A 22,304-nucleotide genomic window follows, 5' to 3' on the forward strand; every position below is an offset into this window, starting at 1 on the left:
TTCTCACCTACGTCGGCCGCTACACTCGCCGCATCGCCATCGCCAATAGCCGACTACTCTCCATCGACGATGGCAGGGTCCGCTTCCGCTGGAAAGACTGCCGCCGCGGCAATCCGCACAGCGCGATGACTTTGACCGCCGACGAGTTCATCCGCCGCTTCCTGATCCACGTCCTGCCGGACAGCTTTCACCGCATCCGCTACTTCGGGTTCCTCTGCAATCATCAACGCGAACGCAAACTCGCCCGCTGTCGTGAACTACTCGGCATGACGCCACCCGACCCATGTGAGCCGAGATCCGCCACGTCGGCTGACTACCGTGCGCTCCACCCTGGCCAGCACATCACTGACAAGCTGCCCGGCCTGCGGCCGCGGGCACATGCTAGTCATCGACGTTCTGGCACGGCCAGCCAAATCTCGCTGGATCTGCGACACCTCATAACGATCGCGGCACCCCAATCCCGATCTGTCGGCCGGCTCCGCCCCACGGACCGGACGGGCCCCGCTCGTGCCCCGCTCACCCACACCGGCTCGACACCGCCCGCAGCAATGAATCCGCCTCGTGCGTGGCCGTTGCCAGTGGTATGGCCGGTCCGAAACGCCCCCTCCTTGCCCGCCGCTACCTGCTTCCCAGCCCACGTCACGGCGCGTCCTAACGCGAGCCGGCGGCAATCAAAACCCATAGCTCGCTTCTACGGCCCGCGGCTTAGCCCAATTCGTTTTTGCCTTACCGGCGCGGTAATCGCCAGCAGCACGGCTCGCTGTCGCCATCGCGCCGCCAAGGCAAAAACGCTCTCAATTACCGCGTATTAGCGGCTCCGAAATATATCGACGGTTTGGAATCGTACGATAGTCGCGGAGGGAGAGAGTGCCGCCTCGTGCGCCGATCAAATCAGGCCGAATGTCGGACTGCGAGCGGTGACCCAGTGCGCAGTATGTCTTCGACGAATTCGGCGAAGGCGCGTGCCTTCGCGCTCGCGAGTCTACCGGTCGGGAAGACAGCCCATAAGTCGATGGTAGGGAGCGTCCAGTCCGCCAATACGCGCTGAACAGCGCCGCTCGCAAGTTCGGGTGCGAACATCCAGTCCGATGTTACAGCCAATCCCATGTCTGCGAGCACCCCTGCTCGGATACCTTCCGCTGCGCTGAGGCGAACGCGTCCACGTACGGTCGCTGTTGCCTCGATGTCGCCTTTTCGGAACGACCAGGTGTCGTCGAGCTGGCTGTAGACCAGAGCATGATGATGGACGAGATCGGCCGGGGCCTTGGGTAGGCCAGCTCGAGCTAGGTAAGCGGGTGTGGCAACCACGGACCTGCCGCCTGTGGCCAGCTTGCGAGCTACAGCAGTCGAGTCGCTCAGTGTGCCCATGCGGAGCGCGATGTCGATACCTTCCGCCACGACGTCAATGACGCGATCGTCGAGAAGCACGTCAATGTCGAGTGACGGATGCATCGCCAGGAATTCCGGCAGTCGTGGGATGATCATAAGTCGGGCGAATGTCGTTGCCGCAGAGACCCTGAGCCGCCCCGACAGTCCGGCGCCGGCGCCACGCGCTTCCAGCTCTGCTTCGTCAGCCTCCTTGATGGCAAGACTCGCGCGCTCGTAGAAGCGCAGGCCCGCGTCAGTCGGGGCGAGGGCGTGCGATGAGCGCACCAGCAGGCGCACCTGCAAGCGATCCTCAAGCTGTGCGATCGTTTTCGACACCGCAGGCTGCCCAACGCGTAGCTGCCGCGCCGCCCCCGAAAAGGAGCCCGTGTCGACCACACGCACGAAGGTGGCCATGGCCTGAAGACGGTCCATTATTCCTCGCGAGAATACACACTATCGCTTCGAGCAGTCTGCTCACGGCCATCGGGAATGGCAATACTCCTCCCATCGGCGGCCATCGGGACATTCATCAGTCCGATTGTTCCGCTTAGCCCGGAACGGCCGCCTGAGCAGCGGCCATAGGAAAGAGCCCATCATGTCCAATCTCGAAGGAAAAGTCGCGGTGATCACCGGCGGATCTAGCGGCATCGGCCTCGCGACAGCGAAGCGGTTCGTACGCGAAGGCGCTTACGTGTTCATAACAGGTCGCCGTGAGGCCGAACTGCAAAAAGCCAAGGCTGACATCGGCAAAAATGTCACGGCCGTGCAAGGAGACGTGGCGAGTCTTGCCGACCTCGACCGGCTCTATGCGACGGTGAGGGCAGAAAGGGGGAAGGTCGATATCGTGGTAGCAAATGCCGGGTTCATCGAGCACGCCAAAATCTTCGATCTATCGGAAGCCCATTACGACAAGACCATGGACATCAATGTGAAAGGCGTCGTCTTCACGGTGCAGAAGGCTCTGCCACTAATGTCACGTGGCGGCTCGATCGTCGTTGTCTCCTCCATCATCAACGTGAAGGGCGTGGCCGCTCATGGCACCTACGCCGCTGCGAAGGCTGGTGTGCGGGCCCTGGTGCGCGTGTGGGCGCAGGAACTCAAAGACAATGGTATTCGCGTCAACTCGCTCAGTCCCGGCGCGACGGAAACCCCTATCATCCGCGGTCAATTCGACAGTGACGAAGCCTCGGATGCGGCCAAAGGCGCGTTCGCCTCGATGACGCCGCTCGGCCGCCTCGGGCTTCCGGAGGAACTTGCGGCAGGCGCTTATTTCCTGGCTTCAGACGAGTCAAGCTATGTCACCGGCATCGATCTTCCAGTCGACGGCGGCCTGGCTCAGATCTGACGTCGACGCCGGTGATCAAGGCTTGCCGGTCAATCCAATTCGCAAGCCTCCGCTTTGGATCTTCATCTTACTCGAAAGAATGACTGCCATGAGCGCCTACTTTGTCATGATCCGTGAACAGACTCTCGATTCCGCGGCCCTCGCGGATTATGGACCACGCGCTTCCCTTGCGGCGCAGGGCCATCCTTTGAAGCCGCTGGCTACCTATGGCACCCTCGATCAGCTCGAAGGGGAGCCGATCGAGGGTGCCGTAATACTCGAATTCCCCGACATGGCCGCAGCTAGAGCCTGGTACGACAGCCCATCCTATCAGGCTGCCGTCAAATTCCGCCATGCTGGCTCGAAATCGAAGGCCTTTTTCCTCGAAGGATTGTGGAATGCTTGACGCGTAGGCGTTCGAGCCGAAGTTGGTAAGCCGTCGAGAATTCGGCCCATCGATGGCCCGGTAATGCCGACCGACCTCGCGACAGCAGCGCGAGGATCCTGGCTGTGGATCCATCAATCTTTACTTAGGCGGCCATTTTGGGTCAATCGCGGAGAGCTCGTCATAGATTGCGGCAGTGACGCCAGAAACAACACAATACAAACGCACAACAGGACTATATCTTTGAACAAGAACTCACCGGTGAGATTCCAGGCGATGGGATCTGTCGAGAAACTCCACTTAACGACGTCCGGCGTCGTGAAGAAGAACGACCATGTGATGGCAAAGCAACCCGCCGCCATCAACGAGCCAATGGCTGACAGAACGGGAATAGCCGACCCCGCCGCGAGAAGGACTGCGATACTCAGCTCAACGATGCCAAGGAAATCTGCTTCTCCGCGCACGCCGAGAATTGAGAGCCACGAAACAAATGGACTATTGCTTATGTAAAGCACGATCCCATGCGCCGACTGCGGCGTGAACTTCTGGATGCCAAACGCCACAAATATCAAAACCATCACCCAGCGGAGTATGGCCAACGATCGATAGGAGCCGTTGCCTTTCTCGGGGATGCAAAAAAACGCATTCATAGGAGTCTCTTCGCTCCTGTGTCGCGATTGGTTACATGCCTCAGTAAAACGGATCGCTGCGGTTCGCCGCCCTGTTGCTCACTTGCCGCCAATGACATCGAGGAAAGTGCCAGTGGTGAAGGAAGCCTCGGCGCTTGCTAACCAGAGGATCGCTCGCGCGACCTCTTCAGGTTGCCCCCTCTTCCCGGGTGGATCGCGTCTTTGACGCGATCCACCCGTCCCGGCTCTCCGCCGCTCGCATGCATGTCAGTGTAAATGTGCCCGAGGCGAATGTAGTTGACGCGTATGCCGTCGCGCGCGACCTCCTTGGCGAAGCCGGTCGTGAATGTCTCAACGGAACCCTTCGACGCTGCGTAGTCGACATATTCGTTTGGGCTGCCGCGCCGGGCCGATGCCGATGAGACGCTAATGACCGCGCCGCCATGCCCGTTGTAACGGAATAACATGCGCTTCACGGCCTGCTGTGCACACAGGATAGGGCCGATCGCGTTGACCGCGAAGATATGCCGCATGCGCTCGAATTCGAGATCCTCTAGCCGGGAGTGCGGCGCAATTATCACGGCGTTGTTCACCAATACGTCGATCCGGCCGAAGTTCCGGTCGATCGCCGCGAATAGCTGAGCGACCTGCTCAGGATCCGCGCTATCTGCGCGCACGGCCAAAGCCCGGCGTCCAGCAGCTTCCACATCATCCGCTACCGCGAGGGCGGCAGGCTCATTGGAGACGAAGCTGATCACTACATCGTAACCTTGAGCAGCAGCAAGTCGCGCAGTCGCGGCACCTACGCCACGACCTCTACCCTTTATCAGAATGAGTGGTGCCTGAAGTACGCTATCCATTGAGCGAACCTCCATGGTGTGGCGGGTAATGAGGGGGCCGGGGCCGGCCCGATGCCGTCGTCTGATTGTCGGCTTTCCGGCAGCATCGGCTCGAGATTGTCGCAGCCGATCTGGCAGGATGGGCGTCAGTTCTACGCGGCGCAGCGCGAAGCATTAAGAAGGGGAGTTCGATGGCAGCACTGGCCGATCCACCTCAAGGTCCGAGGCTGGATCAAATGGACCTCTTTACCCTAGAGTGGGGCTGCGCAGATGGGGCTTTAGCGCCAGGACAAGCGGCACAATCAAGACGGCGGTTGCAGCGGAGGCCAGCACGCCGATAGTCTGGTTGCTGTGATCGGCAACCACGCCGTAGAGGATCGGCGCGATTCCTCCGGAGCCGATTACGCTCGTATAGAAGATTGCGAAGGCCCGGCCTGTATCGCCATCAGAAAGTTCCGGCACGGTGCCGTAGAGCACCGAAGAGGTGCCGTTGAGCACGATACCGAGCAGCGGCAGCAGGACGAGCGTTGGCGTCAGCGACGTGAACAGCGTCGCTACGATGAGCAGGGCCGTTGCGGCTTCGGTCACCATGACGCTCCCGATGACACCCAGCCGCTCGCCGAGCCAGCCGCCCGTCGCCTTGCCGAAGGCTCCACCGATGAACAGCAGCGCAAGCGCTAATCCCACCGTCGGCGAGCCTCCGCCACGTCCATGGATGAAGAAGGGCAGAAACAGGAGATAACCCATGCGCGTCGCGGTATCGAGCGCGCCGATCGTGGTTAAAATGCCGAAGCCGCCGCGGCCGCGGCCGCGGCCAACCGCCGCCGCCTCCTTGCCACTCCTAGTAATGGGAGCCGTCGGCACCAGTGACACCAGGGCGAGCCCCAGGGCGATTCCTAGCACCGCCATCAGGCCCAGCACGGGTCGCCAGGCGAGAACCGGCAACAACACCGCGACGAGCGCCGGCAACACGGCTTTCCCCAGATCACCTGAAAAGTTGTAGATGCCGAGTGGACGTCGCGACGCCTTGCCGTAAATATCGGTGACGAGCATCGAGCCACGTGGATGCTGGATGCTCGATCCGATGCCGGCCACGACGAGGCCGGCGCAAAGACCCACAAAGCCGCAGGGCAGCGCCATGATCAGCAAGCCCGTCGCCGCGATGACGGTCGAAAGGATCAGCGCCGCTCGCGGCGATAAGCCGCGAAGGGCTCTGTCTGCTGGGATTTGGAGGCCTCCCATCGTCGCGAAATAGAGGGCGCGAACGACGGCAAGCGCCGCGTAGGAAAGGCCGAACTGCGCCTGCCATACTGGCAGGAAGGCATAGAGACTGTCGGTGTAGCCGTCATGAAGCGCATGGGTGAGGCACGCGGCGAGCAGGCTGCGTGATTCAGTTGTTTCTGATGGGCTTGAGGTCCTAACTGTCGCGGAGAAGAGAGCCAATGGGGGCAATCCTAGCAGGTGTTGATGTTAATATATCTCTTGCAAGTCCGCCTCTCAAATCAGTAATCTAGCTAACATTTGGTAGAAAAACTCACACGAGTGCAGCGCTCTCTTCCGCCGCTCAACGCTTTGCGGGCCTTTGAAGCGGCGGCCCGCCTCGGCAGTTTCAAGGCTGCGGCAGACGCGCTCGGGGTCACGCACGGCGCAATCAGCCAACATGTCCGCCTGCTCGAAGACCGGCTGCGTGCGCCACTTTTCGAACGGCACAATCGTGGCGTCGTGCTGACATCCGCGGCCCGCGCCTATCTGGCCGAATTGAGTCCCGCGTTTGATCGGCTTGCTTCGGCAACCGAACACTATGGGCGGGATGTGAGTTCAGCGCTCAGGGTCAATGCGCCGTCAACGTTTGCGTTGCGCTGGCTGGTTCCAAGATTGGCAAAGTTTCAGGAGCGGTTCCCCGGCTTGAAAGTAAGGCTTGAGACGTCCAACGAAGGGCTGGAGGCTCTTCAGGAATCCTATGATGTTATAATCCGGGGAGGGCCGGATACGTTTTATGGCTATTCGGCGACCGCATTCTTGTCCGAGGATCGGCTGCCTGTTTGTAGTCCAGCCTTGTTAGACCGGCTGGCCCTGAGATCTGTGCAAGATCTGAAACAGCACACGCTACTCCACACCTTGAGCCTTCCCCGGGTTTGGGATGATTGGCTAGCGAAAGCCGGCGCCGCTGATCTCAAACCGAACGCGACGCTGGTCCTCGACCACTTCTATCTCACGCTTCAGGCGGCGCTGGACGGGGTTGGAATCGCGATGGGGCCGACCGCATTGGTGTCCAATGACTTGGCCGAGGGCCGCCTATTAGCCCCCTTTGATGGCCCGCTGCTGCCCGCCCGCAGTTATTGCGCCTATCTATCGGAAGCGGCGGAGAAGGAACCGCTTCCTGTGGCCTTTCGGTCTTGGCTCGGACTCGAGGGCAACATGGCTAGGGAAACACACATAAAGCCGAAATCACGTAAGCGTAAATAACCTTCGAGGACTCGCGTATTGCAGAGTAAATGGGCGTCGATCGCCATGGAGATACGAACGATCTCGAGCACCCGGACATCGGCGCAAAAAGGCTTAGCTCCGGCCACTGGGGTAGCTTTTAAACGAACCGGTGCGTACAATCTCTCAGACCATCGCGAGCGCGGTGAGTGTGGGCCGGAGTTTGCCCGCTACCGGAGAGGGAGGTCGAGGATACGTCATGACCGCAGTGTTGGAGGCGAGGGCGCCTCGTCGTAACGACCCCGACCGGACTAAGGAGGACATCCTCGCCGTCGCCGCCGAGGAGTTCGCGGACCTCGGTTTGGCAGGGGCTCGGGTCGATGCAATTGCCGAGCGGACCAAGACGTCCAAGCGAATGATCTACTACTATTTCGGCAGCAAAGAAGACCTTTACCTGGCTGTCCTCGAACGGGCCTACAAGTCCATTCGCCACGTAGAGGATGCTCTTGCTCTTGGACAGTTAGGGCCCGAAGAAGCGCTAACGAAGATGATCGAATCGACGTTCGACTACGACCACGAGCATCCCGGATTCGTACGCCTCGTCGCGATCGAGAATATTCATAAAGCTGAGCATGTTGCGCGATCCAAATCGATCGGTGGGTTGAACGTCTCGGTTATCGAGACCTTGGAGACAATACTGGAGCAAGGTTACCGGGTTGGCGTCTTCCGGCGGCGAGTGACGGCCGTCGACGTGCATATGCTGATCAGCTCCTTTTGTTTCTTCAGGGTTTCCAACCAGTACACTTTCGGCACGATATTTGGAGTTGACCTGGCTCACAGCGCAGTTAGGCAACGCCATCGGCGGATGATCGTCGATACCGTTCTCAGCTACCTAAAGACAGTGGAGTGAGGGCGCACTGGCTCCTTGGAACTTCTTATTGACATGTACGAACTAGATAGTAATCTTACCCGGTGAGGCACAGGCGGCAAGACCTGACTTCGAAGCTGTTCGCGGCCAAAAACGAAAAAGGGAGAATGTCATGAAATCCGGATTTGCGACGGTCGTGACCCTCGCACTCGCCGCTGCCCTCCAATGGGTATGCGGCTCTGCGATGGCGGCGGATAAGGGCGAGGTCGTCGTCTTTGTACCTTCAAGCACCAATCCCTATATCGGGCAGTTCGAGAAGGGCGCGAGGGAGAAGGCGGCCGAACTTGGCTATAGCGTGAAGGTCATAGAGAACAACTTCAATCAATCGGAGCAGGACAGCCAGGTCCAGCAGCAGCTAGCCTCGGGCCAAAAGGCAGCCGGATATATCTGGTGGCCGTTCGAGAACGCCGCTGGCATCGGTGCTCTTCGCGCTCTGTCGAGGTCCGGATCTCCGGTAATCGTCTCCAATCAGTTCCCGTTGAAGGGGACGGACAAATTCTACACTGCCTATGCCGGCGCGAATGATATCCTCAGCGGCAGGACCGCAGCCGAAATGCTGCTGAAGGCCTGCGCCGAGCCCGGCATGAAGTGTGACAAGGGGGCCATCATTCGCTTTCCGGCTGGCGTTTCGGCCGGAGATGACCGTGTGACCGGTTTCGAACAGGCAATCAAAGGCAAGCTCGATGTCATCTCGGTCACTCCGACTGCGGGCTTCCTAGAGGACGAAGGCTACAAGGTCGCTTCGCAGATTATACCGGCGCATAAGGGCGAGCTCACCTGGCTTTATACCGAGAATGATTCCATGGCTGGAGCGGCAGCTCAGGCGGCGCGCGAAAATGGGCTGGCCCCTGGCAAGCGCATCCTCATTGTCGGGGGCACCTGCCACGGCGATTCGAGCCACGTCGTCAACGGCGACTTGATCGGAACGGCGATTCAGTCGGGTTACTTTGAGGGCTGGCTCGCTGTGCAGACGCTCGTCAAATACATCAAGACCGGCAAGGTCCTGCCCGGCGAAGTCTATCTCGCCGCTAATCCCGATAAACCACCGTCCGACGACGGTGCACCACACAAATTCAACTTCCTGCCAAATCCTGCCATTGGGAATTCAGAAGCAGCTTATGACCAAGCCAAGCTTTGGGGACTCAACGCCAAGCAACTCTGTAACTTTTAAGGCGTAAGAAGGGGAGGCTTCGGCCTCCTCTTCTGGTCGGTTCTTGGAGGTTCCGATGCTGCAGATGCGGAACGTTGCAAAGCGCTACGGGGCGACGGTCGCGCTTGAGAATGTCAACCTTGATGTCAAGGCCGGAGAGGTCATGGCGTTGCTGGGAGAGAATGGCGCCGGCAAAAGCACCTTGGTAAAAATTCTTGCCGGTCTTGAGCAACCAGATTCCGGTGCGATTGCGATCGGCGGCAAGCCGCACAACATCGGCTCACCAGCCCAAGCGCGAGCGGCCGGAATTTCCTACGTTGCTCAGGAACTAAGTATCGTAGGCACGCTCAGTGTCGCCGAGAACGTCTTCCTTGGTGACCAGACAGTCGGTTTGCTGCGCAGTCCCTCTAGCTTGGCCCGGCGTGCGAAGCCCTTCCTCGCCAGGATCGGTTTGGGCGATATCGATCCTTCACTTCCCGCCGAGGCTTTTTCGGTCGCCGAACGTCAGTTGATGGAAATTGCTCGCCTTCTGTCGCGCGAAGCGCGGATCGCTATCTTAGATGAGCCGACAGCCGCCCTGTCGGAGGTCGAGATTGACCGTGTTAAGACGGCGGTCCGCACCCTGGCAGAGGAAGGCTGCGCGATCATTTATGTCACTCACCGTCTCGGCGAGGTATTCGAACTCAGCCATCGGGTCACAATCATCCGCAACGGCCACAGTTTCGCGCCGGTAGCCACCAGCTCCCTTCAGGTCGATGGGTTGATCGAGATGATGCTCGGCCGCCGGCTTGAACAGATGTTTCCACCCCGCGCGCCATCGGTCGGTGATAAGCTCCTCGTTGTCGAGGATTGCCTCTGCCAGGGGCTTTCAAGCCCGGTCAGCTTTATCCTGAGGAAAGGCGAGATGCTCGGGCTCGCCGGACAGGTTGGCAGTGGCGCGACCGCGATCCTGAAAGTTCTAGCGGGGCTTACACCTCTCTACCGCGGATCCATCACGCTCGACGGGCGGCCCTTCACACCGCGCGTAATTCGCGACAGCATCAAAATGGGCGTTGCTTATTGCTCCGACGATCGGAAGCGCGACGGCGTTTTCGCCGTTCGCAATCTTGTCGAGAACCTCTCGGCGCCCGTAATTGATCAAGTGTCCCGTTTTGGGCTCATGAATCGTCGCGCAGAGACGACGCATACACAGGCCGTCGCGCAGCAATTTAATATCGATATCAACGGTCTCGGCCGGCTCGCCGGCAATCTGAGCGGAGGCAATCAGCAGAAGGTGGCGCTCGGCAAGTGGATCGGGATCTCGCCGTCGCTTCTCATCGTAGAAGAGCCCACGAGGGGCGTTGATGTCGGGGCGCGCGCTGAGATCTATCGGCACCTACGCGCCCAAACCGCACGAGGTCTCGCGATACTTTTTGCCTCGTCCGATACCCACGAAGTGCTAGGATTAGCCGACACAATCGGCACCTTCTTCCAAGGTGAGATGGTGCAAATCGGCTCGGCAGACGCAATGACGGCCGAGATCATTACGCGCGATGTCACCCACCCCGCCGTCGCGGCCTGAGCGGCTATAACTCATGACTTCGATCGCGATCGCGAGGAAAAGTATCGGACGCCGGACTTGGCGCTTCGCTAGTCTGGCGGCGGTCGCGACAATTGTCATCATCGCTGTGGTCGCAGGCCTCACCACACCAGCCTTCCTCACGGTCGGTAATGGCCTCGTAATCATTCGCGCGGCATCGATGACAGGCATCGTTGCAATTGGGATGAGCTACGTGACGCTCTCCGGCAATCTTTTCGCTCTGTCCGCGAGCGCTCTAGGCGCCCTTCTGGCCGTGATTTTTGCGCTGGTAACCGCGCAAACGGATCTACCAGCCGGTATCGCTGTTGTGCTGGTCGGGGCAGTTCTCGCCGGCGTCCTCCAAGGCGTCGCAGTTAATCTGACTGGTAACCCAATCATCGCAACACTCGCCTTCGGTGCGGTCTTTCGCGGTCTTGCCTCGGTCCTTAGCGGTAACGGGGTTCTGCGAATTCACAACACAGCAGCCGCCTGGATCGGGACCGCTCGTCCACTTGGCGTTCCCACCCAAAGCTGGACTTTCGTCTTTCTTGCGGCGGTCTCGTGGCTGGTCATTCGCAAGGCGCGCCTTGGTCGCCAAATCATTCTCAGTGGTGCGAACCGGGAAGCCGCTGTTGCAAGCGGTCTGCGGGTCAATATCGTCACCTGCCTTGCGCTTGTGATGCTCTCGGTTGGCGTGGCTATCGTCGCGATCTTCACGGTCGCGCAGTTCTCGGAAGCGCGCTCTAATCTCTTCAGCGGGTATGATTTCGATTATATCGCCGCGGTTCTCGTCGGCGGAATCGCTCTAAGGGGTGGACAGGGGACGCCGCTTCAGGCGGCGCTCGGGGCAGTTCTTATCGCGCTCCTGGAGAACTTCATGCTGCTGAATAACGTCTCCGGCGGTCTCCTGATGACCGTCGTCGGTACAGTCGTCGTCGGTGCGATAAGCGTCTTCCATCTGCTTCAGGGGAAGAACCGATGAACTGCTTCAATCCGAGGCGAGACCTTGCCGCTCGTTTGGCTATGATGATCGCAATTTATGCGATCTTTGCTGCGCGGCTTCCCAGCTACTACACCATCCCCGGGGTGGCTTCGTTGCTCGACGGCGCCTTCCTGACCGGCGTTATCGCGCTTGGTGTCGGTCTGACCATGATTGCCGGCGAGATGGATCTCTCTGTTGGCTCGATGGCGGCGCTCGCCGGTATCATCAGCATAAAGTTGGCGCCGCTCGGCATCCTCCCCGCGATCGTCGTTACCACGGCCTTGGCTGCCGTTGTCGGTGCGGCACAGGGTTGGTGCATTGCCTGGCTGCGCATCAATTCCTTGATTTTCACGGTGGGGACACTGATCGCTTTCCGTGGTCTGGCCCTTCTGATCTCGAATGAGCAGACAGCTAATATTTCCCTGGACCAACTCGACGCGACGGACTTCCTCAGCGTGCATTGGTTCTTCGTATCACCGCTCAGTCTTATTCTCCTGATCGCTGCGCTCGTGATAAGCGTCTTTTGCTCGAGAACGCTGTGGGGGCGCGAAATTTTTTCGATCGGCGGCGGCCGCGCGGAGGCCCGCGCCGCCGGCGTTCCGATGGGCCGCCCGCTTATCATCGCCTTTGCACTATCCGCGGCACTAGCCGCTTTGGCGGGGGCAGTTCTTTCACTCCAGGCGGGCAGCGCCACGCCGCTCGGCTTCGACGCTGTTCTTCTCGATGCAGTCACAGCATGCCTCATCGGAGGCGTCGCGCTTCGCGGAGGGCGTGGGAGCGTCCTCGGTATAATCATTGGTCTCTTCACGCTGCGCTTCCTCGTAAGCGGGATCGCCAGCCTCGGCGCACCGTTCTGGGCTCAGAGCCTTGCCAGCGGCGCGTTGCTGATCGCTCTGATCTTGGTCGAGGGCGGCTACTACGCCTTCGCCCGCCGGCGCGCCTTCGCTAAGAGCCGACTGGCCGCTGGCTGATGGGCAATCGTAGCCCGGCTCGCTGTCGGCCTCATCCAGCACGCCCGACATTCAGCCCTCGATCCAGGCCAAAACGGCGTGTCATTGCGATCCGGCTGACCATTCGGGGCGCGCTGGCTGCGCCCCGGGGGAGCTTTGCAGTTGTACTTGACATGAACTAACTAGATAGCCCAAAATGAGTCCAAAGCCGAAGGGCGACAAGCGGGACGGAGAACCGCGTCGCCGAAAAGAACGATGGGGCATGGTCTACGAGATGCCTTCATCCCGGTCGGTCGGAGTGCAACAGCGAAGACGAGACGACCTTCCTGGCGGTTACAGGTTGGCTGGAAAGTGAAGTTGGTCGTTATCCGCATCGAGCCTTCGGGACACTCCCAGAAGGGTTCGAAAGACTGCACATTGAGGGAGCGCCTTATCGCTAATGGGGAACATGTTCGCATGAGCCGGTCGAGCGTTCTTCTGGGCCTTATTGGCTCTGGTATCCAACTCTCCCGCACGCCTGCCTTACACGAGCAGGAAGGAGATTCGCAGGGTATTCGCCTCCTTTATCAAAAGATCGACTTGATATCGCTCGGGCTTGGGGTCAATGCACTCCCCGATCTGCTTCTGGCCGCTGAGCGAATGGGCTTCGCTGGCCTAAATGTCACCCATCCTTGTAAGCAGGCGGTCATACCGCTGCTCGACGAGATGTCGCGGGACGCAAAAGCCCTGGGCGCGGTGAACACCGTCATCCTTCGGGACGGCAAGCGCCGCGGCGAGAATACGGACTGGTGGGGCTTTGCCGAAGCCTTCCGGCGCACGATGGAGGGCGTCCCCACGCGCCGCGTTGTGCAGCTTGGTGCTGGCGGAGCTGGGTCCGCGGTAGGGCACGCTCTATTGACGCTGGGCGTCGCGCAACTGGTGATCCAAGATATGGATGCCGCCAGGGCGGCCGCGCTCGCAGATAATTTGTCATCTCGCTTTGGCGCCGGTCGCGCCATCGCATGTCACAATCTTGCGTCGGCGGTAGCGGAGGCTGACGGGCTCGTGCATTGCACCCCAACCGGTACGGCCGAGCATCCAGGACTGCCTCTACCCGAGGTGCTACTGCGGCGGGACCTCTGGGTTGCGGAAATCGTCTATTTTCCGCTCGAGACGGAACTACTGCGCGCAGCTCGCACGCTCGGGGCCCGTACTATGCATGGGGGTGTCATGGCGGTGTTTCAGGCAGTCGAAGCTTTTCGTCTATTGACCGGCCTTGTGCCTGATGCAACGCGCATGTTCGACCACTTCCAGAGGATGACGGCGGACTAATATTAAGGCGGCCGAAAACAAAAATGTGGCCAAAGCCACGGGAGGGGACGATGTCGACGATCACTGGCCCTAAAAGCGTACCCCACTATGCTGGTACGAAGACACCGCGTAAGGCCGCATTAGCAAGTTGGATTGGTAGCGCTGTCGAATACTATGATTTCTTCATCTATGGTACCGCAGCGGCGCTCATATTCCCCAAGGTCTTCTTTTCCAAGAGCGACCCAACTGCTGCCGCGATCGCCGCCTTCGCAACTTTCGGCGTTGCCTATCTAGCACGTCCCTTTGGCGCGGTAGCTTTAGGGCATATCGGCGACAAGTTCGGGCGCAAAAAGGTGCTGACGTTCACTCTCCTGCTCATGGGGTTTTCAACCTTTCTTATCGGCATTCTCCCGACCTATGAACAGGTGGGCCTCCTTGCGCCGGTTTTACTGGTGGTGGCGCGACTGCTGCAAGGCGTTTCGGCAGCTGGCGAGCAGGCGGGCGCTAGTTCGATGACGCTGGAACATGCCCCGACCCGAAGGCGCGCCTTTTACACCAGCTTCACCTTGAGCGGAACGCAGGGTGGCTTGATCCTTGCGACCTTCGTGTTCCTTCCTCTCTCGCGTCTTCCGCCTGACCAGCTTTTGTCCTGGGGCTGGCGCATCCCCTTCTTTCTCAGTGCCATCGTGGTTGCCGTCGGGTTTTGGGTACGGCGCACTTTGCCGGAAACTCCTGCCTTTGAGGAAGAAAATCGCGAGCACGGCCAAGCAAAACTGCCTGTCGCAACCTTGTTCAGAGAGCACGCCGCGGACGTGATGCGCGTCATCTTCGCCGCCCTGGTCTCTGTCGTTAGCACGATCTTCGCGGTGTTTACCTTGTCCTACGCGGTCAACACCATGCACATCTCGCGTTCGACGATGCTGATGGTGTTGGTTCTTGCGAATGTCGTCGCACTGGGCGCCATTCCTGCTTGGGCGACACTCGCGGACCGTATCGGCCGCAAACCGGTGTTCATCCTAGGCGCGCTGGGCTGCGCCGTATTCATCTGGCCTTATGTCTGGGCGATCAGCCGAGCGGACATTACACTTATTTTCGTGTTCGGCATCCTTCTTTCGGGCATAATCTACAGCGCCGCGAATGGCGTCTGGCCGGCACTCTATGGCGAGATGTTTGATACCCGTGTCAGGCTGTCTGGTGTCGCGATCGGAACGCAGATAGGTTTTGCTTTGGGGGGCTTTGCGCCCGCAATAAGCGCTGCGGTTCTGCGTCCGGGACCGGACGGCTGGGTGCCTGTGGCGCTCTTCACCGCCGTCACAGCTGCTATCGCCGCGGTCTCCGTAGCGACGGCGCGGGAGACCTACCTCGCTCCCATGAACGAACTTGGCCGCAAGCGGACTGCGCTAGCGGGGTAACTGAGCGTCCTGTAACTCCCGAGAAGGAGCCGGCATCAATGCAGACGAAGTCGTTGCCTAAGTCTATCGCTACAGTCTCGTTGAGTGGTTCCCTTCCGGAGAAATTAGAGGCGGCAGCAGCAATTGGCTTTGATTGCGTTGAAATCTTCGAAAGTGACCTTCTCACTTTCGGCGGTTCCCCGGGGGAAGTGAGGGATATTGCGGCTTCCCTGGGTATTAGAATCGCTATCTTCCAGCCCTTTCGCGATTTTGAGTCCGCGCCGGCCGCGCTTCGCGGCCGCAACCTCGATCGCGCAGAGCGCAAGTTTGATGTGATGGAGGCGCTCGGTACCGACCTGGTCCTTGTCTGCAGCAATGTGCAGCCATCGACATTGCACGATCCAAACCGAGCCGCGGCTGATCTCGCAGAAATGGCGGAACGCGCGCAACGACGAGGCCTGCGGGTTGGATACGAAGCGCTGGCCTGGGGGCGGCACGTCAATCGCTGGGGACAAGCTTGGGACATCGTCCAGCGTGCAGCACACCCGGCGCTGGGTCTTATCGTGGATTCTTTCCATACGCTGGCTGTAAATGACGATCCCTCTGGCCTCGCGACTGTACCTGCCGAGAAGATCTTTTTCATTCAGTTGGCTGATGCTCCTCGACTATCGATGGACGTCCTGTCGTGGAGTCGGCACTTCCGCAACTTTCCGGGGCAGGGTGATCTGCCTGTCGCCGAGTTCCTTCGCGCCGCACTTGCCTCCGGATACCAAGGTCCTCTCTCGCTGGAGGTCTTCAATGACGAATTTCGCTCTGCTCCGGCGAGCCTGACAGCGAGGGACGGGCTCCGATCGCTGATCTTAGTGGAGGACGAGGCACGTCGGAACCCGCTGCTCCCGCGCCCGCCGCAACTCGATGGCGTGGACTTTCTCGAATTTGCGGTTGATGAGGAGACACGGGATCAGCTCGTTCGATGGACCAGGGAACTGGGATTCCAACATGTCGGACGCCACCGGAGCAAGGATGTAGACCTCTATAGGCAGGGCCGGATAAATCTGGTTTTCAATGCGGAGCCCGACAGCGTTGCATCCGAGCATTTTCAAATGCACGGACCTTCAGTCTGCGCGATGGGTCTGCGCGTCGACAGCACCGATACAGCCATCAAACGCGCGGCCGCGCTGCTAAGCCCGGAATGGCCCAATGCGATTGGCGAGGGTGTGCATCGAATTCCCGCGCTACGCTCCCCTGATGGGACCCTACTGCATCTCGTGCCCCCCCGTACTCCTGGGCCCTCGGTCTACGACGAGGAATTCGAGATCAGATCGCCCTTGGAAGAGAGCATCGGTTTGATGAGCATCGATCACGTCGCCGAGGTGTTACCGCACGGACGGCTAGACAGCTTCGTACTCTTCTGGCGGGCGCTGTTCGGAATGATGCCCGAGCAGGCAATCGATTTGGCTGATCCGCATGGCCTCATTCGCAGCCGTGCCATGGTGAGCAACGACCGAAGTGTTCGATTGCCGCTCAATATCTCCGGAAGCAGCAATACAGCCGCGGCCCGCGCGATTAATCTCTTTGCGGGCGCGGGTGTGCATCACATTGCTTTCGCCACGGATAGCATTGTTCGAGCAGTCGAGAAGTTGACGGAACGGGGAGCACTTATGCTTCAGGTCCCAGCCAACTATTATGATGACCTGGCCGCCAGGCACAACTTGGAGGATGACCAACTTAGCCAATTCCAGCGCCTCAATCTTCTGTATGATCGCGATGAAGGCGGTGAGTTTATCCATGCTTACAGTAGGACATTTGCGGGACGTTTTTTCTTTGAGATTGTAGAGCGTCGTGGCTACCAAGGCTTCGGCGCGGTGAATGCGCCGGTGCGCATGGCCGCCCAGGCGCCCGGGCCGACGGCGATCGAATTGAGCAATTTGTGACTGTGTTCGTCAGAAGAGCGGCGGTCAGCGTTGAGAGCGGAACGCGACCGTCCGAGCGTGACATTTCGTACCAGTTAAGCAACCCTGCGCGCTACGTCGAAGTTTGAACGGCTCCTCGCCCGGGAGGCCACGAAAGGCAAGCGATGTTTATTGAGATCAACGATTTGACGGTTCACGTCGATATTCAAGGTCCCACCGGCGCACCAGTGCTCCTTCTGCTGCACTCGCTCGGAACCAGTCTGCATGTTTGGGACCCTCAGGTTGCCGCACTGGGAACCGAATTTCGTATTATTCGACCCGACCTTCGTGGGCATGGGCTTACGAGTGTGACTACGGGACCTTACACGATCGAGATGCTCGCCGGAGATGCCCTTGCGCTGCTGGACGCTCTTGGCGTGAAACGAGCCCACGTGGTCGGACTGTCGATAGGCGGGCTTATTGCTCAGGCAATCTGCGCGGCCGCGCCGGATCGAGCACTTTCGCTTGTGCTGTGCGACACGGCAATGGCGATTCCGCCACCAGAGAATTGGCACGCGCGGGCGGCCATGGTTCGGGCGAATGGAGTGGCTGCAATCGCTGATGCAGTATTGGAGCGCTGGGTCACGCCCGGCGCCCAGGCGCGCGCCCAGGCGCGCGGACTACGTGCCATGTTGCTGCGCACGGATCCGGAGGGCTATGCCAGCGCGGCCGAGGCCATCGCATCCGCCGACCTGACCGTCAGTACGAGCGCAATCTCGGTACCTGCCTTAGTTCTTGTCGGCGACACCGATGTTGCCACCCCGCTCGCCAGCGCAGAAGCGCTACGATATGCATTGCCGAATGCGCGTCTCCTCGTCGTCGCGAATGCCGCACACATCCCAACGCTAGAGCAGCCAGCGCAGATTTCTGATGCAATACGGGCATTCCTGCAGCCGAGCGTGACTGATTGGTACGAAGCCGGCCTCGCAGTGCGCCGCCAAGTCTTGGGTGACGCCCATGTAGCACGAGCAAGTTCGGTCATCACCAACCTCGACCGAGACTTCCAGGCTTTCATCACCCGCACTGCCTGGGGTGGCGTATGGACACGCCCGCACTTTGACCGCCGCACGCGATCGATCTTGACCTTAGGACTGATGGCAGCGCTCGGACATCACGAGGAGTTCAAGCTGCATGTTCGCGCTAGCCGCCGGACCGGCGCGACGCCTCAAGACATCGGAGAGTTGCTGATACAGGTTGCCGCATACGCTGGTATCCCAGCCGCGAATAGCGCCATGCGGCTTGCCAAAGAAGTGCTGAACGAAAAGGAGGAAGGAGTATGAGCGGCCAAGTCGAAAGCAAGACTCAAGGCTATCGTCGTCCCGTTGAGGGAACGCAGCCGCCCCACGATGCGCCGCTCTACGGGAGCACGAGGCTTCGCCATCCTCAGCAGCAGCCGTTGCGGTTGCCGCACACGCTGACCGAGACTTCGGCGCCTCGCTTCGGCAGCACCCGCTACCCGGCGCGTGCGGACCTGACGATCTGCGAAGGGGGCCGCCAGGCGATCGGCGAGCGCATCATTGTGGCAGGTCGAGTTCTCGACGAGGATGGGCGACCGATCCGGCACGCCATGGTGGAGGTCTGGCAAGCGAATGCGGCAGGCCGCTACGACCATGAAGGTGACACCCATAACGCGCCGCTGGAACCCGGCTTTGAAGGCCGTGGGCGGGTCTTTACCGATGAAAACGGCAACTATCGCTTCGTGACGATCAAGCCCGGCGCCTATCCTTGGCGGAACCACCACAATGCTTGGCGACCAAACCACATCCACTTCAGCCTGTTTGGTGCTGGTCTTGCCCAACGCCTCATCACGCAGATGTATTTCCCGGGCGACCCGTTGCTTCCGCTCGACCCTATATTCAACGCGACACCGGACCGAGCGGGCCGGGAGAGACTGGTGAGCAGTTTCGACCTCGATCTCACTGAGCCGGAACAGGCACTCGGTTATCGGTTTGACATCGTCCTACGCGGTCGCCTGGAGACTCCCTTCGAAGATGAGCACAACCCATGACCAACGCTGAAACAGTCAGGCCGACACCACGCGTCGCGTCGCAACAGGCGCCGGAGCCCCAGCCAGCCGCGACCAGCAGCCAGACAGCCGGCCCATACTGGCACCTGATCGACTTCCCAGAATGGTCCGATACAACGCGTCACTTCGCCGGTGCGCTGCCTGCGGGGGAACGCATCATACTGATTGGAACGGTGAGGGACGGCAGTGACGCCCTTGTGACGGATGCAATGGTCGAGATCTGGCATGCCGATCCCGGCGGTCGTTATCCCGATCCTGAAGGGCCAGAGGCGGAATTCCAGGGCTACGGTCGTTGCCGCACGGGCAAAGATGGGCAGTTCAGGTTTACCACGATCAAGCCGGGTCCCGTGCCGGCGGCGGGTGGCCGAAACACGCCTCAGGCGCCGCACGTGGCGATCATGTTGTTCGCAAGAGGATTATTGAAGTCCCTCTCAACACGTTTGTATTTCGCAGGAGAAGCTCTCAACGAGACCGATCTCATCCTATGCGCCGTACCCGACCCTGAACGTCGCACAACGCTGATTGCCAAACCTGATGGGGTGGCGGAAGGGCTGCCGGTCTGGCGCCTTGACATCCGCCTTCAGGGAGCAGGCGAGACGGTGTTTCTTGACATCTAGGCTGCGGGATTTTGCTCGGTCCGCCGGATCGGCCATTGCGTTAAGGCATCTCTTGCTGCCTGGATGAGGAGCTTGGTGGCTCCAGGATCCGTGCCGACACCGGCTTTGGTGAGATTCCGCGCCATCGCCGCGGTGTCGACCTCCAGGCCCTCGGTCACATCCGCCATTGCTGCAACGGCGCCGTGCGTGAGGAGGAAGAGGTCGGCGAGAACGGGACCTTCCGCCTGCCAGCCACCGAGGCCGCGCTCATGCTCCTGTGGCAGTCCTGCGAGCAGGGTGGATGCGAGGCCCGGCGTGCGTAGCGCCGCCGACAGCGCGACTTGGCAGCCTGTTGGATTCCGCTTATGCGCCATCGCAGAGGAGCCACCGCGGCCAACCACCCTCGGCTCGAACGCTTCAGCGACTTCGCTCTGGGCAAGCAGCGCGATGTCCTTGGCGATCTTTCCAACGGCACCCGTCAGGATCGCGAGCGCTGCGGCTAGGCCCGCGACGCCATCCCGCCGTGCGTGCCATGGCAATACGGGTACTCCGAGATGCAGCCTCCTAGCAACGCGGCAAATGACCGCCATGGCCGTCTCACTCGTTCCCATCCCTACAAGGGTGCCGGCCGCGCCGCCGAGCTGAAGCATCAGGGCGCCATCCGCCTCCCGCTGCAGCCGCTCGCGCGCATTGCGAATGCCGACAGCCCAGCTGGCAACCTTAAGGCCAAAGGTCATGGGGAGGGCGCTTTGAAGCAGCGTTCGTCCTAACATTAGGGTTTCCGCGTGTTGGTCGATCAGTGCTGCTAGCGCTTTCTCCAGACGGTCGAGGTCGCTCCGTAGGAGATCGAGCGCGCCCTTGGCTTGGAGCATCAGTGCGGTATCCGCCAGATCCTGGCTGGTCGCGCCTCGATGCACCGCAGCGGCCGCCGAGGGGTGTGTGACCGCGACCGCCGTCCTCAGCCGCTCAACGAGTGGAATAGCGAGAGTTCCCGCATGGGCCGCCGCTTCGGCGAGACCACCCGGGTCGAGGCTTAGGGCGGTGCAGGCGGCATCAATGGCGGCCGCCTGGTCCACCGGGATCAGACCTTCTTCTGCCTGACCGGATGCCAGTGCCGCCTCGAACGCCAGTGCACCTCGCAGTAACGAGTCATCATCGAAGGCGGCCACCATCGCCGCTGTCGAGGCCGGGCGAGCCCGGAGGGAGAAAGACATTCGCAGCCCTCGCGTCACTGGAATCGATGAACCTGGCCATCGCACGGCGATCCGTCTTAAGTCCAGTTTATAGCTCTTCACAAGCCGGCAGGCTTCTGGCGGCGGCCGTCGCGACTCAAGCCGACGTGCTCGCCTCAGGATGGATTTCTGGCGACTGCATTGGCGCGGTGTTCTGCTTACTGCTGGTGGCCATCATGACTCGGGGCAGACCCTTACTGTTCTGATGGACAATTCGATTCTGTCGGCGCGCATACCTAGAACTGGGAGTCTTCGCACAAGCCGCAACAGAACTTAGCGACTTGACCGAATGTGAGTTGGCGATGCTGAGTCGGCTAGCTGTTATGAAGTCTATGTGGTCGCAGACGCGGATAGGCCGCCCTGACGATCCTCAACTGCGCCACGTGTCGGTCGTGGGCGACACCTACATGATCCTCGTGCCCGGAGCGCAAACTGCGGGGCGTTTCTGCCTGATCGACATGCTGGTGCCCGACGGCAGCGGGCCGCCGCCGCACCGCCATCGGTCGTCTACCAGGACCCTCTCTCATCTTTCGATCCGTGTTGGCGGCCATTACGTGTAGCGGCGCGCAATCGAACTGTCACGGACGCGCAATCACGTTTCCGACGCACATTCGCTGAGATTGGAGCTGCGCACCGACGCACGTTCCGCGAGATTGGGAGCACGATCGGTGAGACGGACGCGAGATCATCCGGATCGACGCGCGCTATGTGAGACGGATCAGGTCGGCAGAGCGTCACCAAGCGCGGGAAGCGGCGCCTCGCGGCTCACGCCGATCTGGCGCGCGATTTGTCCCATGCGCATGGGGTGAGCCCTCAGGGATCATGATCAATCGGTAGGAGGTATATGCTCACGCTTCGAGGCCCGTCGAAGGCGTCCTTTATGAAACTGACCACACGTGGGAACAGCGACACTCAAGAGCAAGTTCGACGCAAGCCCCGGGTCATGATCTATGGCGTCGGCTTCTATGGCATGGAGGCAGTGCGCATCGTGGCTAAAAACGGCTGGCCGATCGTCGCGGTAATGGTGCGGGTCGATAGCTTGGCTCGCGGCAAACAGCTGACCAGGCTCTATACCGAGCATACGAGCCTAAATTTGGCCTTCGTCAGTGGCGCCCATAGCCTGGCAAAGATCACCCACGTCATTAATCGGCCAAGACCCTCTACCGAGAGCGCCACAAAGTCGAAAACATGTTCGCCAAGCTAGAAGCAGGGGCTTGCCTTCTCCGTTGCAGACCGCATGCAACTTGGAATTCAGACCGCCCTTCGTTCGACCAATGCAG

General features: G+C 60.3%; 20 protein-coding genes and 2 pseudogenes. 17 read left to right on the forward strand and 5 right to left on the reverse strand.

Annotated features, from left to right (window positions below):
• Positions 1-441: pseudogene (locus tag GSQ92_RS31285) on the forward strand (transposase); the annotation flags it as partial.
• Positions 442-891: 450 nt separating this feature from the next.
• Here the strand turns inward: GSQ92_RS31285 and GSQ92_RS28240 are convergent.
• Positions 892-1,800, reverse strand: coding sequence for a LysR family transcriptional regulator (locus GSQ92_RS28240; protein ID WP_158803176.1), 909 nt, complete (start codon positions 1,798-1,800; stop codon positions 892-894).
• 163 nt (positions 1,801-1,963) lie between these two features.
• Between GSQ92_RS28240 and GSQ92_RS28245 the strand changes: the two genes are divergently transcribed.
• Positions 1,964-2,713, forward strand: a complete 750-nt coding sequence (locus tag GSQ92_RS28245) for an SDR family NAD(P)-dependent oxidoreductase (RefSeq protein WP_158803175.1) — start codon at positions 1,964-1,966, stop codon at positions 2,711-2,713.
• Between the two features lie 22 nt (positions 2,714-2,735).
• Complete coding sequence (locus GSQ92_RS28250) at positions 2,736-3,098, forward strand: DUF1330 domain-containing protein (RefSeq protein ID WP_254066725.1); 363 nt, start codon at positions 2,736-2,738, stop codon at positions 3,096-3,098.
• A gap of 113 nt (positions 3,099-3,211) precedes the next feature.
• On the opposite strand, the gene GSQ92_RS28255 is transcribed toward GSQ92_RS28250, so the two are convergent.
• The 3 genes and pseudogenes from GSQ92_RS28255 to GSQ92_RS28265 all read right to left on the reverse strand — a co-directional run bounded on the left by GSQ92_RS28255 (position 3,212) and on the right by GSQ92_RS28265 (position 5,988).
• Positions 3,212-3,727 carry a YkgB family protein gene (locus GSQ92_RS28255; RefSeq protein ID WP_158803173.1) on the reverse strand — a complete coding sequence of 172 codons (516 nt, stop codon included), beginning with the start codon at positions 3,725-3,727 and terminating at the stop codon, positions 3,212-3,214.
• A 78-nt stretch (positions 3,728-3,805) separates the two neighbouring features.
• Positions 3,806-4,566: pseudogene (locus tag GSQ92_RS28260) on the reverse strand (SDR family oxidoreductase).
• Between the two features lie 225 nt (positions 4,567-4,791).
• Positions 4,792-5,988: an MFS transporter gene (locus tag GSQ92_RS28265; RefSeq protein ID WP_158803172.1), complete on the reverse strand. Its 1,197-nt coding sequence runs from the start codon at positions 5,986-5,988 to the stop codon at positions 4,792-4,794.
• Between the two features lie 78 nt (positions 5,989-6,066).
• Between GSQ92_RS28265 and GSQ92_RS28270 the strand changes: the two genes are divergently transcribed.
• The 12 genes from GSQ92_RS28270 to pcaG all read left to right on the forward strand — a co-directional run bounded on the left by GSQ92_RS28270 (position 6,067) and on the right by pcaG (position 19,813).
• Positions 6,067-7,011 carry a LysR substrate-binding domain-containing protein gene (locus tag GSQ92_RS28270; RefSeq protein ID WP_216850077.1) on the forward strand — a complete coding sequence of 315 codons (945 nt, stop codon included), beginning with the start codon at positions 6,067-6,069 and terminating at the stop codon, positions 7,009-7,011.
• 217 nt (positions 7,012-7,228) lie between these two features.
• The gene (locus GSQ92_RS28275; protein WP_158803171.1) at positions 7,229-7,879 is read left to right on the forward strand and encodes a TetR/AcrR family transcriptional regulator; all 651 of its coding nucleotides are present in this window, start codon (positions 7,229-7,231) and stop codon (positions 7,877-7,879) included.
• Positions 7,880-8,009: 130 nt separating this feature from the next.
• On the forward strand, positions 8,010-9,068 hold the full coding sequence (locus tag GSQ92_RS28280) for a sugar ABC transporter substrate-binding protein (RefSeq protein ID WP_158803170.1): 1,059 nt from the start codon (positions 8,010-8,012) through the stop codon (positions 9,066-9,068).
• A gap of 55 nt (positions 9,069-9,123) precedes the next feature.
• The gene (locus tag GSQ92_RS28285; protein WP_158803169.1) at positions 9,124-10,608 is read left to right on the forward strand and encodes a sugar ABC transporter ATP-binding protein; all 1,485 of its coding nucleotides are present in this window, start codon (positions 9,124-9,126) and stop codon (positions 10,606-10,608) included.
• A gap of 13 nt (positions 10,609-10,621) precedes the next feature.
• Positions 10,622-11,587, forward strand: a complete 966-nt coding sequence (locus GSQ92_RS28290; protein ID WP_158803168.1) for an ABC transporter permease — start codon at positions 10,622-10,624, stop codon at positions 11,585-11,587.
• The gene (locus tag GSQ92_RS28295; protein ID WP_158803167.1) at positions 11,584-12,558 is read left to right on the forward strand and encodes an ABC transporter permease; all 975 of its coding nucleotides are present in this window, start codon (positions 11,584-11,586) and stop codon (positions 12,556-12,558) included. The genes GSQ92_RS28290 and GSQ92_RS28295 overlap by 4 nt, the downstream gene beginning before the upstream one ends.
• 435 nt (positions 12,559-12,993) lie before the next feature.
• Positions 12,994-13,848 (forward strand): shikimate dehydrogenase, encoded by an 855-nt coding sequence (locus tag GSQ92_RS28300; RefSeq protein WP_158803166.1) that lies wholly within the window; start codon positions 12,994-12,996, stop codon positions 13,846-13,848.
• Between the two features lie 50 nt (positions 13,849-13,898).
• On the forward strand, positions 13,899-15,239 hold the full coding sequence (locus tag GSQ92_RS28305; protein WP_158803165.1) for an MFS transporter: 1,341 nt from the start codon (positions 13,899-13,901) through the stop codon (positions 15,237-15,239).
• Between the two features lie 38 nt (positions 15,240-15,277).
• Positions 15,278-17,152: a bifunctional sugar phosphate isomerase/epimerase/4-hydroxyphenylpyruvate dioxygenase family protein gene (locus GSQ92_RS28310; RefSeq protein ID WP_158803164.1), complete on the forward strand. Its 1,875-nt coding sequence runs from the start codon at positions 15,278-15,280 to the stop codon at positions 17,150-17,152.
• Positions 17,153-17,295: 143 nt separating this feature from the next.
• A complete protein-coding gene (pcaD, locus tag GSQ92_RS28315) occupies positions 17,296-18,450 on the forward strand; it encodes a 3-oxoadipate enol-lactonase (RefSeq protein WP_158803163.1) in 1,155 nt (384 codons plus the stop codon).
• Positions 18,447-19,178 carry a protocatechuate 3,4-dioxygenase subunit beta gene (gene pcaH / locus GSQ92_RS28320; protein WP_158803162.1) on the forward strand — a complete coding sequence of 244 codons (732 nt, stop codon included), beginning with the start codon at positions 18,447-18,449 and terminating at the stop codon, positions 19,176-19,178. The genes pcaD and pcaH overlap by 4 nt, the downstream gene beginning before the upstream one ends.
• Positions 19,175-19,813 (forward strand): protocatechuate 3,4-dioxygenase subunit alpha, encoded by a 639-nt coding sequence (gene pcaG / locus GSQ92_RS28325; protein WP_158803161.1) that lies wholly within the window; start codon positions 19,175-19,177, stop codon positions 19,811-19,813. Before pcaH ends, pcaG begins: the two co-directional genes overlap by 4 nt.
• On the opposite strand, the gene pcaB is transcribed toward pcaG, so the two are convergent.
• Positions 19,810-21,006 carry a 3-carboxy-cis,cis-muconate cycloisomerase gene (gene pcaB, locus GSQ92_RS28330; protein WP_158803160.1) on the reverse strand — a complete coding sequence of 399 codons (1,197 nt, stop codon included), beginning with the start codon at positions 21,004-21,006 and terminating at the stop codon, positions 19,810-19,812. The genes pcaG and pcaB overlap by 4 nt on opposite strands.
• Positions 21,007-21,347: 341 nt before the next feature.
• Here pcaB and GSQ92_RS28335 point away from each other — a divergent pair, with 341 nt between their 5' ends.
• Positions 21,348-21,584, forward strand: coding sequence for a hypothetical protein (locus GSQ92_RS28335; protein WP_216857007.1), 237 nt, complete (start codon positions 21,348-21,350; stop codon positions 21,582-21,584).
• Between the two features lie 320 nt (positions 21,585-21,904).
• On the forward strand, positions 21,905-22,228 hold the full coding sequence (locus tag GSQ92_RS28340) for a hypothetical protein (RefSeq protein ID WP_159014715.1): 324 nt from the start codon (positions 21,905-21,907) through the stop codon (positions 22,226-22,228).
• The last annotated feature ends 76 nt before the right edge of the window (positions 22,229-22,304 follow it).

This window comes from Acidisoma sp. S159, assembly GCF_009766125.1.
Lineage (GTDB): Bacteria > Pseudomonadota > Alphaproteobacteria > Acetobacterales > Acetobacteraceae > Acidisoma.

Excerpts from the sequence above, each read along its gene's own strand:
- GSQ92_RS28305 (WP_158803165.1), top strand. The coding sequence starts at position 13,899 with ATGTCGACGATCACTGGCCCTAAAAGCGTACCCCACTATGCTGGTACG.
- GSQ92_RS28300 (WP_158803166.1), top strand. The coding sequence starts at position 12,994 with ATGAGCCGGTCGAGCGTTCTTCTGGGCCTTATTGGCTCTGGTATCCAA.
- GSQ92_RS28275 (WP_158803171.1), top strand. The coding sequence starts at position 7,229 with ATGACCGCAGTGTTGGAGGCGAGGGCGCCTCGTCGTAACGACCCCGAC.
- GSQ92_RS28245 (WP_158803175.1), top strand. The coding sequence starts at position 1,964 with ATGTCCAATCTCGAAGGAAAAGTCGCGGTGATCACCGGCGGATCTAGC.
- GSQ92_RS28240 (WP_158803176.1), bottom strand. The coding sequence starts at position 1,800 with ATGGACCGTCTTCAGGCCATGGCCACCTTCGTGCGTGTGGTCGACACG.
- GSQ92_RS28335 (WP_216857007.1), top strand. The coding sequence starts at position 21,348 with ATGAAGTCTATGTGGTCGCAGACGCGGATAGGCCGCCCTGACGATCCT.
- pcaD (WP_158803163.1), top strand. The coding sequence starts at position 17,296 with ATGTTTATTGAGATCAACGATTTGACGGTTCACGTCGATATTCAAGGT.
- pcaG (WP_158803161.1), top strand. The coding sequence starts at position 19,175 with ATGACCAACGCTGAAACAGTCAGGCCGACACCACGCGTCGCGTCGCAA.
- GSQ92_RS28280 (WP_158803170.1), top strand. The coding sequence starts at position 8,010 with ATGAAATCCGGATTTGCGACGGTCGTGACCCTCGCACTCGCCGCTGCC.
- pcaH (WP_158803162.1), top strand. The coding sequence starts at position 18,447 with ATGAGCGGCCAAGTCGAAAGCAAGACTCAAGGCTATCGTCGTCCCGTT.
- GSQ92_RS28340 (WP_159014715.1), top strand. The coding sequence starts at position 21,905 with ATGAAACTGACCACACGTGGGAACAGCGACACTCAAGAGCAAGTTCGA.
- GSQ92_RS28310 (WP_158803164.1), top strand. The coding sequence starts at position 15,278 with ATGCAGACGAAGTCGTTGCCTAAGTCTATCGCTACAGTCTCGTTGAGT.
- GSQ92_RS28255 (WP_158803173.1), bottom strand. The coding sequence starts at position 3,727 with ATGAATGCGTTTTTTTGCATCCCCGAGAAAGGCAACGGCTCCTATCGA.
- pcaB (WP_158803160.1), bottom strand. The coding sequence starts at position 21,006 with ATGTCTTTCTCCCTCCGGGCTCGCCCGGCCTCGACAGCGGCGATGGTG.
- GSQ92_RS28295 (WP_158803167.1), top strand. The coding sequence starts at position 11,584 with ATGAACTGCTTCAATCCGAGGCGAGACCTTGCCGCTCGTTTGGCTATG.
- GSQ92_RS28290 (WP_158803168.1), top strand. The coding sequence starts at position 10,622 with ATGACTTCGATCGCGATCGCGAGGAAAAGTATCGGACGCCGGACTTGG.
- GSQ92_RS28285 (WP_158803169.1), top strand. The coding sequence starts at position 9,124 with ATGCTGCAGATGCGGAACGTTGCAAAGCGCTACGGGGCGACGGTCGCG.